The 12,156-nt window shown below is 64.8% G+C and carries 9 protein-coding genes; 7 read left to right on the forward strand and 2 right to left on the reverse strand.

Going from position 1 to position 12,156, the window contains the following annotated elements:
* Positions 1–76 precede the first annotated feature (76 nt).
* The 3 genes from pepN to AC5STI_RS07580 all read left to right on the forward strand — a co-directional run bounded on the left by pepN (position 77) and on the right by AC5STI_RS07580 (position 4,540).
* Positions 77–2,641 (forward strand): aminopeptidase N, encoded by a 2,565-nt coding sequence (pepN, locus tag AC5STI_RS07570; protein WP_495446238.1) that lies wholly within the window; start codon positions 77–79, stop codon positions 2,639–2,641.
* Positions 2,634–3,092, forward strand: coding sequence for a hypothetical protein (locus AC5STI_RS07575; protein WP_495446239.1), 459 nt, complete (start codon positions 2,634–2,636; stop codon positions 3,090–3,092). Before pepN ends, AC5STI_RS07575 begins: the two co-directional genes overlap by 8 nt.
* A 215-nt stretch (positions 3,093–3,307) precedes the next feature.
* Positions 3,308–4,540 (forward strand): hypothetical protein, encoded by a 1,233-nt coding sequence (locus tag AC5STI_RS07580; RefSeq protein WP_490399913.1) that lies wholly within the window; start codon positions 3,308–3,310, stop codon positions 4,538–4,540.
* 36 nt (positions 4,541–4,576) lie between these two features.
* Here the strand turns inward: AC5STI_RS07580 and AC5STI_RS07585 are convergent, their stop codons facing one another.
* Positions 4,577–6,943, reverse strand: coding sequence for a Tex family protein (locus AC5STI_RS07585; protein ID WP_495446240.1), 2,367 nt, complete (start codon positions 6,941–6,943; stop codon positions 4,577–4,579).
* A gap of 292 nt (positions 6,944–7,235) precedes the next feature.
* Here AC5STI_RS07585 and gatB point away from each other — a divergent pair, with 292 nt between their 5' ends.
* The 3 genes from gatB to AC5STI_RS07600 all read left to right on the forward strand — a co-directional run bounded on the left by gatB (position 7,236) and on the right by AC5STI_RS07600 (position 10,970).
* Positions 7,236–8,747, forward strand: a complete 1,512-nt coding sequence (gene gatB, locus AC5STI_RS07590; protein WP_271905932.1) for an Asp-tRNA(Asn)/Glu-tRNA(Gln) amidotransferase subunit GatB — start codon at positions 7,236–7,238, stop codon at positions 8,745–8,747.
* A 316-nt stretch (positions 8,748–9,063) separates the two neighbouring features.
* Positions 9,064–10,305: a peptidase T gene (gene pepT / locus AC5STI_RS07595; protein WP_495446241.1), complete on the forward strand. Its 1,242-nt coding sequence runs from the start codon at positions 9,064–9,066 to the stop codon at positions 10,303–10,305.
* A 170-nt stretch (positions 10,306–10,475) separates the two neighbouring features.
* On the forward strand, positions 10,476–10,970 hold the full coding sequence (locus AC5STI_RS07600; RefSeq protein WP_495446242.1) for a DUF4177 domain-containing protein: 495 nt from the start codon (positions 10,476–10,478) through the stop codon (positions 10,968–10,970).
* A 41-nt stretch (positions 10,971–11,011) separates the two neighbouring features.
* Here AC5STI_RS07600 and AC5STI_RS07605 read toward each other — a convergent pair whose 3' ends face one another.
* Positions 11,012–11,266, reverse strand: a complete 255-nt coding sequence (locus AC5STI_RS07605) for a BolA family protein (RefSeq protein ID WP_495446243.1) — start codon at positions 11,264–11,266, stop codon at positions 11,012–11,014.
* A 105-nt stretch (positions 11,267–11,371) separates the two neighbouring features.
* Between AC5STI_RS07605 and AC5STI_RS07610 the strand changes: the two genes are divergently transcribed.
* A complete protein-coding gene (locus tag AC5STI_RS07610; protein WP_027237031.1) occupies positions 11,372–11,995 on the forward strand; it encodes a DnaJ domain-containing protein in 624 nt (207 codons plus the stop codon).
* Positions 11,996–12,156: the final 161 nt, after the last annotated feature.

A 12,156-nucleotide genomic window follows, 5' to 3' on the forward strand; every position in this document is an offset into this window, starting at 1 on the left:
TCCGCCCGGTGTTGCCTACGACTATGGTAACTACGTGCCGGACCCCGCTCCGGTTCCATAAAAACGAGGTTCCGCCGTGAACGATGCAAGCCCCGCCACCGCCCCCAAGACCTTTTACCTGAAGGATTACACGCCCTTCGGATATGACGTCGAAAGCGTCCATCTGACCTTCCGCCTGGCACCGGAAACCACACGCGTTCTCAGCAAGATCCGCTTTGCGCCCAAGCCGGATGCAGCGGACAAAACCTTCTTTTTGAATGGCGAGGAGCTGCAGCTGATCTCTGCCAAGATCGACGGCCAAGAGGTGACACCGGAATTGCTGGAAGGCGGCCTCAAATGCGAGGTGCCCAGCGCCCCCTTCACCTGGGAAGCCGAAGTGGAGATCAACCCGGCCGGCAATACCGCGCTGGAGGGGCTTTACATGTCCAACCGCATGTATTGCACCCAGTGCGAAGCCGAGGGCTTCCGCAAGATCACCTTCTACCCCGACCGCCCTGACGTGATGTCCACCTTCACCGTGCGGATTGAGGGCGACGAGCCGGTGATGCTCTCCAACGGCAACCCGATGGGCCAGGGCGAAGGCTGGGCCGAGTGGCATGACCCTTGGCCGAAGCCGGCCTATCTGTTTGCGCTGGTGGCGGGCGATCTGGTGAACCACCCCGGCAGTTTCACCACCAAATCCGGCAAGGAGGTGGAGCTGAACATCTGGGTCCGCCCCGGCGACGAGGGCAAATGCGCCTTTGGCATGGAGGCGCTGAAGAAATCGATGAAGTGGGACGAGGACGTCTACGGGCTTGAGTACGACCTGGAGCTGTTCAACATCGTCGCCGTTGATGACTTCAACATGGGCGCGATGGAGAACAAGGGGTTGAATATTTTCAACTCTTCCTGCGTTCTGGCGTCACCTGAGACATCCACAGATGCCAATTTCGAACGAATTGAGGCGATTATCGCCCATGAGTACTTTCACAACTGGACCGGCAACCGCATCACCTGCCGCGACTGGTTCCAGCTGTGTCTCAAGGAAGGGCTGACCGTTTTCCGCGACGCTCAGTTCACCGCAGACATGCGCTCCGAGCCGGTGAAGCGCATAGACGACGTGATCACCCTGCGCGCCCGTCAGTTCCCCGAGGACAACGGCCCCCTAGCCCATCCGCCGCGCCCCGAGCAGTTCCAGGAGATCAACAACTTTTACACCGCCACGGTCTATGAGAAAGGTGCCGAGGTGATCGGGATGCTGAAGCGCCTGGTCGGGGATGAGAACTACTACAAGGCGCTGAAACTGTATTTCGAGCGCCACGACGGCCAGGCCTGCACCATCGAGGACTGGCTGAAAGTGTTCGAGGATGCGACCGGCCGCGACCTCAGCCAGTTCAAGCTGTGGTACAGCCAGGCGGGCACCCCGCGGGTGAAGGTCTCCGAGGACTATGCAGACGGCACCTATACCCTGACGTTCGAGCAATCGACGCCACCGACCCCCGGCCAGCCGGAGAAGGACCCGCGGGTGATCCCGGTGGCCGTGGGCCTGCTGTCCCCCAACGGCGACGAAGTGCGCGGCACAGAAGTGCTGGAGCTGACGGAAGCCAAGCAAAGCTTCACCTTTGAGGGCCTCGCCTCCAAACCCGTGCCCTCGATCCTGCGCGAATTCTCCGCGCCGGTGATCCTGGAGCGCGAGACCACCAACGCCGAGCGGGCCTTTTTGCTGGCCCATGACACCGACCCGTTCAACCGCTGGGAGGCGGGCAACGCGCTGGCTAAGGAAAGCCGCGTGGCGATGGTGCTGGACGGGGCCGCCCCCGATGCGGCCTATCTGGACGCGCTGGAGAAACTGGTTCGCGATGACGATCAGGACCCGGCCTTCCGCGCCCTGGTGCTGACGCCGCCCAGCCAGTCCGACATCGCCCAGACCCTGCATGAGCGCGGTTTCACCCCCGATCCGCAAAAGATCTATGATGCGGCAGAGACCTTTGCCCAGACCCTGGCGCAGCAGCTGGAAACCAGCCTGCCCCGGCTCTATGCCGCGACTACGGTCGACGGCCCCTATGTCCCGGACGCCGAGGGCGCCGGAAAACGTGCCCTCAACGGCCGCATCCTGTCGCTGCTGACCCGTCTCGACGGCGGCGAGCAGGCCGCGCGCCAGTATCAGGCAGCGGACAATATGACCCAGCAATACGCCGCACTTGGCGCGCTGATGAAGGCGGAGAAGGGCGAGTCGCAAAGCCAAGCGTTCTTTGATCAGTGGCAGGAAGACCGGCTGGTGATGGACAAGTGGTTTGCCCTGCAGATCGCCTGTGCCGCACCAGAGAAGACTGCCGCCACCGCCGCGGAGCTTACCCGCCATCCGCTGTTTGACATGAAGAACCCGAACCGCTTCCGCGCAGTAATGGGGGCGCTGGCGGGCAACCATGCGGGCTTCCACCATGCCAGCGGCGAAGGCTATCAGCTGCTCGCCGAAAACCTGATCGCGCTGGACAAGCTGAACCCGCAGACCACCGCCCGCATGTGCGCCGCCTTCCAGACCTGGAAGCGGTATGACGCCGGCCGCCAGTCGCTGATCCGCGCCCAGCTGACCCGCATTGCGGGTACAGAAGGCCTGAGCCGCGACACCACCGAAATGGTCACCCGTATCCTGGATGCCTGACGCACCTGGAACACCTGCCCCGGCGGAGGACTACAGCTTCTCCCGCCGGGGCCGCTCCCCGGCTGCCATGCTGGCAACGGGCGGCTGGCTGGCGGCGCTGCTGGTGCTGCGGCTGGTGCTGGATGCAGCCCTGTGGCTGGTGGTCCTGCTGGCCCTGCCGGTGCTGCCCGCCCTTTGGGACCTAATCCGCAACCCATTGGCAGGGCTTAAAATATCGCAAACCCGGATCGAGTGGTTCAGCGGCGGGCTGAGCGGTGAAGCCCGGCTCAGCGAGATTGAGCGGGTGCGTTTTGACACCCGCTGGGATTTCTCGGTGCGCGCCACGCTGATCCTGCGCAGCGGCAAGCGCATCCGCCTGCCGCAAGAGGCCACCCCGCCCCACACCGAAGCGGACGCGGAATTCCAGAAGCGCGGGATGCGCACGGAGCGGCACCATTTCACCGCGTTTTGAACGCCTTCCGTCAAAGCCCCGCCAAAACAACTTCGGATTGTTCAGATTGATGGGCATTTAACCGCCTGTGCGCGGGAACTTCCCTACTGCCGCCATCTTTGCGCCCCATTACCTGAGGAAACTGAGACCAACGATAAGCTGCCACTTTTCAGGAAGCAAAAATGCTCACACAGTCTCGACAGGCAAAAGAACTTCTTTCCCGGATTTCAGGTCTGGTGTCCCGCACCTCTTTGCCTGCCAGCCGCCCCGAACTAACGCCCTCTTCCGGCCCCGCCGGCACGCTTTTGAACCGGCCCCTTGAGGACAGCCTGTCGATCCCGGTCTGCAGCGCCCAGGGTGATCCCGATTGCCTGAAAGCCCAGGACCGCGGCCAGTTCCTGGCCCGCCAGGAACGCTGGGAAGACCTTTCCCGCGAGATCCGCGAGGCCGACCTGAGCCGCGCCACGGCCCGCTGCGGCCTGCCGCTGGCCGATCTCATCGCCTATGGCGCCCGCGCCGACGTGGTGAATGCCACCGAAAATGCTCTGGCCGAGCAGAAGGACGCGAGCAACCGCAGCCTGATCCGCGGCCTGATGGCGTTCGAGGCGCTGCGGGCAGAGCACCGCCACGACCCCTATCTGACCGCATTGGTGGCCTTGGCCCATATCGACATCGGCTGGGCCTGGCGCGGCCCCGGCAATGCGCCTGCGGCCCCAGCCTCCAGCCAGCGCCGCTGTGCCGCGCATTTCGACCGCGCCGCCGCCCTGCTGGAGCCGATCGCCCAGGACAGCGAGGACAGCCCCTTCCTCAAGGCGGCGCAATGCGCCCTCTTTGCCCGCAACAGCGGCGGCACCCTGCCGGTGGCGGATGCCTTTGCCGCCCTGATCGACCTGGCCCCCGCCAACCACCGCCACATGCGCACCCTTGGCACCCATATGCTGCCGCGCTGGTCCGGCTCCTATGCGGCGCTGGAGCTTGAGGCCCGCCGCACCGCTGCGCGCACCGCACAGACCTGGGGCGCTGGCGGCTACACCTGGGTCTATTTCGACGCCATCGCCATCGACGATCAGGCCTGCGCCCGGGTCGATACCCGGTTCTTCCTCGACGGCCTGAGGGACATCGTTCAGGCCAACCCGTCACAGGAGATGATCAACCTCTTGGCGGCCTATTGCAGCGTCGCCCTGCGCAAGGACCAAGGCCAGAACATTCAGGCCGACCTGCCGCGGCTCAAGATCGCCGCGGCCGCCGGCTGGCTGATCCGCGACCACCTGAAGGAGCTGCATCCGCTGGTCTGGGCCCATGCCGCTGAGGGGTTCGACAACAGCGCCCGCATCACCTCGCTCAGCCGGTTTGCCGCCCGCGGCCATGCCGGCGCGCTGCAGGCCATCGCCACCCAGTTCCGCGAGGAGATCGAAGGCGGCCAGAAGGTTGCCTTTACTGAAGAAGGGCTGGAGTTCAGCCCCGCGTAACCGCCCTGCAAAAGACGGGGCCGAAGCCCCGTGCCGTCATTTCTTCTTGAAGGCGTCCATCAGCGCCGCGCCCAGCGCGCCTGTACTTTGGCTTGAGCCCTGATCCCTGGCTTGGCCGCCCTTGGGTCCAGCAGACATCCTGCCCTTGCCGCCCTGAGGGCCGCCGGGCTTGCCGCCGCGGCGCGGGCCTGCGCCCTTGGCCGGGCCGCGCGCATTTCGCTCTTCCTTGGCGGACGCACCGCCGTCTTTCTTCATGGTCAGACCGATCCTCTTGCGCGGCACATCCACCTCGGTGACGGTCACTTTCACCACCTGGCCGGTCTTCACCACCTCATGGGGGTCCTTCACGAAGCGGTCGGCCAGCTGGCTCACATGCACCAGCCCGTCCTGATGCACGCCGATGTCCACAAAGGCGCCAAAGGCCGCGACGTTGGTTACCGTGCCTTCCAGCACCATGCCGGGCTTCAGGTCGGTGATTTCTTCCACCCCGTCCTTGAAGGAGGCCGTGACAAAGGACGGGCGCGGGTCGCGGCCCGGCTTTTCCAGTTCCTGGAAAATGTCACGCACAGTCGGCAGGCCGACATCGCCGCCTACGAAGTTCTCGGCCCGCAGGCCTTTCAGCGCCGCGGCGTCACCCATGATCTGGCGGATGTCGCGCCCGCAAGCGGCCACGATCTTGCGCGCCACATCATAGCTTTCGGGGTGCACGGAGGACGCATCCAGCGGCTCCTTCCCGTCGCGGATGCGCAGGAAGCCCGCGCATTGCTCAAACGCCTTGGGGCCAAGACGCGCGACCTTCAACAGCTCCTTGCGCGAGGCGAACGCGCCGTTCATGTCCCGGTGCGCCACAATCGCCTCCGCCAGCCCGGGGCCAAGGCCGGAGACTTGAGCAAGCAGCGGCGCCGACGCCATGTTGAGGTCCACGCCCACCGCGTTCACCACATCCTCGATCACCGCCTCCAGCGATTTCGACAGTTTGTGCTGGTCAACGTCATGCTGGTACTGGCCGACGCCGATGCTCTTGGGCTCGATCTTCACCAGCTCCGCCAGCGGGTCCTGCAAGCGGCGGGCAATCGACACCGCCCCGCGCAAGCTCACGTCCAGATCGGGAAACTCCCGCGCCGCCAGCTCGGAGGCGGAGTAGACCGAGGCGCCCGCCTCCGACACCACCAACTTGGTCGGCGCCTTGATCTTGGCAGGCAGGTGTTTCAGCACCTCCGCCACCATCCGCTCGGTCTCACGGCTGGCGGTGCCGTTGCCGATGGCAATCAGCTCGACGCCGTGTTCTGCGATCAGCTTGACGATAGAAACCTGCGCCCCGCGCAGATCGTTCTTCGGCTGGAACGGGTATAACGTTTCAGTCGCCACCAGTTTCCCGGTTGCATCAACCACTGCCGCCTTGACGCCGGTGCGAATGCCCGGGTCCAGCCCGAGCGTCGGCCGCGCACCGGCCGGAGCTGCGAACAGCAGGTCCTTGAGGTTGCGGGCAAAAACCTGAATGGCATCCTCCTGCGCCCGGCCGCGCAGATCGCCCATTAGCTCCAGCATCATCGACAGGCTCAGCTTCACCCGCCAGGTCCAGCCCGCGACCTTGCGCAGCCATTTGTCGCCCGGGCCATTGCCGCCCGCGCCGAGCTCCGCCGCAACCATGGCCTCGGCCCGTGCCACGCCCTCCTCCGGCTCCGGCCCCACGTCCAGCGTCAGCACGCCCTCGTTGGAGCCGCGCAGCATCGCCAGCGCCCGGTGCGAGGGCACATCCGCCCAGCGCTCGGTGTGGGCGAAATAGTCGGAGAACTTGGCGCCCTCCTGCTCCTTACCCTCAATCACCTTGGCAGTCAGCACAGCCTCCCGCTGCAGAAATTCCCGCAGCCGGCCCAGCAGGGATGCGTTTTCGGTCAGCCGCTCGGTCAGGATATCCCGCGCGCCATTCAGCGCGTCCTTCACCGTGGCCACCGCCTCGGTGACATAGCCTTCGGCCATCTTCTCCGGGTCGGCGCTGCGGTCGGCCAGGATGGCATCGGCCAGCGGCTCCAGCCCGTTTTCGCGGGCGATCATTGCCTTGGTGCGCCGCTTGGGCTTGTAGGGCAGATAAATGTCCTCCAGCTGCGCCTTGGTCTCCGCCTTGGCGATCGAAGCCGCCAGATCGTCGGTCAGCTTGTCCTGCCCCTTGATCGACTCGAGGATGGAGGCCCGCCGCTTTTCCAGCTCGCGCAGGTACTCCAGCCGCTCCGCCAGGGTGCGCAGCTGAGTGTCGTCCAACCCCCCGGTCGCCTCCTTGCGGTAGCGCGCGACAAACGGCACGGTGGCGCCTTCATCCAGCAGCGCGACGGCAGCGCTCACCTGCTTGGCGGCGGCGCCGATTTCCGTGGCAATGGTCTGGCTGATGCGGGCGGATGTGTCCAAGGCGGCCTCCTGAAATTCTGTTCGGGCTGCCAGTTCTAGCCCTCCTGATGCACCCCGCCAAGAGGCTGAATCGGGCTCAGGCGAACCATCGCGAAGGGCAGCGCCCGTCCGCGGGCGGAAGCGAAGCGCCCGCCCATGGGGGCGGACGGGCGCTGCCCGGGCTTACAGCCCGTGCAAATTAAGGAGGATCCGCACTGCGAAGAGTTTTCTCCGCCACCTGCCCCCTTGCCCCTGCCCGCGCACGGGCCTAGAACGCTTGCCAACATTGGACATTCGGATACGGCGGAAAACCATGCTCGACCTGACATATGAACTCCCCAAGCCCAAGGTGATCGCGGGCGCCAAGCATGACTGGGAACTGGTCATCGGCATGGAGGTGCATGCCCAGGTCAGCTCCAATGCCAAGCTGTTCTCCGGCGCTTCCACCAAGTTCGGCGCCGAGCCGAACTCCAACGTCGCATTCGTGGACGCAGCGATGCCCGGCATGCTGCCGGTGATCAACGAATACTGCGTCGAGCAGGCTGTGCGCACCGGGCTGGGCCTGAAGGCCGATATCAACCTGTGGTCCGCCTTTGACCGCAAGAACTACTTCTATCCCGACCTGCCGCAGGGCTACCAGATTTCCCAGCTTTACCATCCCATTGTGGGCGAAGGCGAAGTTCTGGTGGAGCTGGGCGACGGCACTGCGCGCAACGTGCGTGTCGAGCGTATCCACATGGAGCAGGACGCGGGCAAGTCGATCCACGACATGGACCCCAACATGTCCTTTGTCGACCTGAACCGGACCGGCGTCTGCCTGATGGAGATCGTCTCCCGCCCCGACATCCGGGGTCCGGAGGAAGCCGCCGCCTATATCGCCAAGCTGCGCCAGATCATGCAGTATCTGGGCACCTGCGACGGCAACATGCAGAACGGCAACCTGCGCGCGGACGTGAACGTCTCCGTTTGCCTGCCCGGCCAGTACGAGAAGTACCAGGAGACCCAGGACTTCAGCCACCTCGGCACCCGCTGCGAAATCAAGAACATGAACTCCATGCGCTTCATCCAGCAGGCCATCGAGGTCGAGGCGCGCCGCCAGATCGCCATCATCGAGGGCGGCGGCAAGGTCGAGCAGGAAACCCGTCTGTATGATCCGGACAAGGGCGAAACCCGCTCCATGCGCTCCAAGGAAGAGGCGCATGATTACCGCTATTTCCCCGATCCCGACCTGCTGCCGCTGGAAATCGAGCAGGCCTGGGTCGATGACATTGCCGCCAATCTGCCGGAGCTTCCGGACCAGAAAAAGGCGCGTTTCATCAATGACTTCAGCCTCAGCGATTACGACGCCTCGGTGCTGACCGCGGATGTGGAATCGGCGGCCTTCTTTGAGGAAACCGCCAAGGGCCGCAGCGGCAAGCTGGCAGCGAACTGGGTCATCAATGAGCTGTTCGGGCGTCTGAAGAAAGAAGATCATTCGATCACCGAATCCCCAGTCTCCCCCGCGCAGCTGGGAGGCATCATTGATCTGATTTCCTCCGATGCGATTTCCGGCAAGATCGCCAAGGACCTGTTCGAGATCGTGTACACCGAAGGCGGCGACCCGGCGCAGATCGTCGAGGAGCGCGGCATGAAGCAGGTGACCGACACCGGCGCCATCGAGACCGCCCTGGACGAGATCATCGCCGCCAACCCGGCGCAGGTGGAAAAGGCCAAGGTGAACCCGAAGCTGGCAGGCTGGTTCGTCGGCCAGGTGATGAAAGCCACCGGCGGCAAGGCCAACCCCAAGGCGGTGAACGAGCTGGTTGCCAAGAAACTGGGCGGCTGATCCCAGCCGGAAAACGGAATTCAAAAGGGCGCCCCAAGGCTAAAACCGGGGCGCCCTTTTTCGTGCCGGAACGGGGGTGACATGCGTGCACCCCCTGTACACCCCCTGTGCACCGGGTGGTGTCATTCCAAATCTTCCGTCCGGCGGCACGCCGGACAGCCCCCGACCGCCCCCATGGGCGGGGGCTTCGCCCCCACCCGCGGTCAGACGCTGCCCTTCGCGCTTACAAAAACCCGCTCACTACCCCGTCATATTCGCCGCCGCTTGACCTTCCCCGCGCCAGCGGCTTTGCTCCGCCCAAAATCCCGGAGGCTTCATGGAACGCATTTTCGATCAGGAACTCGAGGACCGTCTGGTCCGCTACGCCGCCATCGACAGCCAGAGCGATGAGACCTCAGCGACGACACCCAGCACTGAAATCCAGTTCAACATGCTGAACCTGCTGGTGCGCGAACTGCAGGAAATCGGCGCGCAGGATGTGGAACTGACGGATTATGGCGTGGTGCTGGCCACGGTTCCCGCCACCGCGCCGGGGCCGGCCATCGGCTTCCTCGCCCATGTGGATACCGCGCCCCAGTTCAATGCCACCGGCGTCAAGCCGCGGGTGATCAAAGGGTATGACGGCGGCGATATCACCTATCCCGACAACCCGGACCTGGTACTGTCGCCCCAGAAGTCCCCCGACCTTGCCTCCAAACAGGGCGATGATCTGATCACCGCTTCCGGCCTCACCCTATTGGGGGCTGACGACAAGGCGGGCGTTGCCATCGTGATGACCCTGGCGCGGCACTTGCTGGCAACCCCCGGGATCAAACACCCGAAGATCCGCCTCGCCTTCACCCCGGACGAGGAAATCGGCCGCGGCGTGGGCGCACAGCTGCCCAAGGATCTGGGCGTGGACTTCGCCTATACGCTGGACGGCGGCGACGCGGGCGAGATCGTTTATGAGAGCTTCTCTGCCGACCGGGCGGTGGTGACCGTCAAGGGCGTGTCAATCCATCCCGGCTGGGCCAAGGAAAGGATGGTGAACGCCGCGCATCTGGCGGCCAAGATCGTGCAGACGCTGCCGCAGGCCACGATGACGCCGGAAACCACTGACGGCCGTGAGGGGTTCATCCATATCACCGATTTGAACGGCGGCTCTTCGGAGATGGAGATCAAGCTGATCCTTCGCGACTTTGAACTGGACGGGCTGGCCGCCAAGGGCGACCTGCTGCGCAAGGTCTGCGGCGCGGTGCAGGCTTCGGAGCCGCGGGCGGAGATCACCTGCGAAATCTACCCGCAATACCGCAACATGCGCTACTGGCTGGAAAACGACATGACCCCGGTGGAGCTGGCGCTGGAAGCCTGCCGCGCGCATGGGATCGAGCCGGTATCGGCCCCGATCCGCGGCGGCACCGATGGGTCGCGCTTGACCGAGCTGGGGATTCCTACGCCCAATATTTTCACCGGCATGCAGAATGTGCACGGTCCCCTGGAGTGGATTTCGGTGCAGGACATGGCCAAGGCCACGGAGGTCTGCCTGACGCTGGTGCAGATGGCCGCGGCGGAGGGCTGAACCGGGTGACGGCCCCGGAATTTTGCGAAAATTCCGGCTCGGAAAACACGTGTTTTCCGGGCCGTTTTCCGCGCCGGAAAACGGCGGGCCGCCGCACACCGGCTGCCCCTCCGGCCCCTTGACCGCTCCCCCCTTTCCGCTAAAGCTGCGGGCCGAAACAGGAGACGTTCATGCAAGCATTTGAGTACAAGGTTGTCCCCGCCCCCGCCAAGGGCACCAAGGCGAAGGGCGTGAAGACACCCGAGGCACGCTTTGCCAATTCGATCGAAATCCTGCTGAACGAGATGGCGGCAGAGGGCTGGGAGTTCCAGCGTGCCGAGCTGCTGCCGAGCGAGGAGCGCTCGGGCCTGACCGGCTCCAGCACAAACTGGCGCAATGTCATGGTGTTCCGCCGCGCGCTTGCCGCGGAACAGCCGGCGCAAGCTCCGTCGGCAGGCCGCAAGGAGCCCGCAGCACCCTCCGCCTCGTTCCCCCGCAGCGAACCGCAAACACCGCGGCTGACGGCGGCGGCAGGCGACCCGGAAGCGCCGCCGGAGGCGGAACAGGTTCCCGGCGCCGGAGCTGCAAAGATGCAGGCCGATGACGGGGTCGAGGAACTGAGCCCGGTCTCCGGCATGACCGCTGCGCTGAAAGCGCGGGCCGGGGTGAAAGACGGCGAAAAATAATCAGGTGAAAGGCGGGCGTTTCCGCCCGCCACCGCGCGGCCTTACGCCCCGGTATCCAGCGCCAGCGCGTGGATCCGCGGCACGATATTCCCCAGCGCCTTGTGCACGGCGCGGTGCTGCGCCACCCGGCTCATGCCCTCGAAGGCCCCGGTGCGGATCCGTACCGCGAAGTGGCTCTCGCCCGAGCCATCGTCGCCCGCGTGGCCTGCGTGTTTGTGGCTTTCGTTCACAACCTCCAGCGCGCTTGGCGCAAAGGCCGCCTGCAAGGCCGCTTCCATTTCCTGCTTGACGTTCATTTTCCGCTCAACCCCATATTTTTTGCCTGCGCCCCCTTCAATCTGGCGCCCCTTAGACTAAACTGCTGCCTCCGAGTCGAACAGATGCGTCTAGAAGGTGCGCCCATGACCAAATCCGATCCCTTTGGCTTCGATATGTCCGTCCGCTCTGCCAAGAAGAAGAACCCGCGCGGGCGGCGGGCCGCTACCGGTGCGTCCGAAACCTCTGTGCGCGTGTGCGACAAGGACGGCTGCGAGGAAGCAGGCAAGTTCCGCGCCCCCAAGGCGCCGGACGTGCTGGATGATTTCTACTGGTTCTGCCAGGAGCACGTGCGCGAGTACAACAACAAGTGGAATTTCTTCGAAGGCACCACCGAGGCGGAGCTGAATGCGCAGCGCTCCAAGGACAAGGTGTGGGAGCGCGAGACCAAGCCGATGGGCGACCCCGAGGCCCGTGCCTGGGCGCGGCTGGGCATCGAGGACCCCCATCAGGTTCTGGGCGCCAATGCCACCCAGAACCCGGGCCGCGCCGCCAAAACCGGCCGCCGGCTGCCCCCCACCGAGCGCCGGGCGATCGAGATCCTGGAAGCCAAGGACGACTGGTCCAAGGCCGACATCCGCAAGGCCTACAAGAAGCTGATCAAGGTGCTTCACCCCGACATGAACGGCGGCGACCGCAGCCAGGAAGAGCAGCTGCAGGAGGTCATGTGGGCCTGGGATCAGATCAAGGACAGCCGCAGCTTCAAGTGAGCGCGGCAGATCACCGAATTGCGGAGGGCGGCCTGGGGCCGCTCTTTTTCTTTCCTGCGGGCCCGTGCCTGGAGCTGATTTCCCTGGCCTGGCTGCTGACCGGTTTGAACCGGCCTCATCAGCCGCTCACCGCCCGATCCCGTAATTATTACTGCCGGCCG

The organism is Leisingera sp. CC-HEC096 (assembly GCF_059429235.1).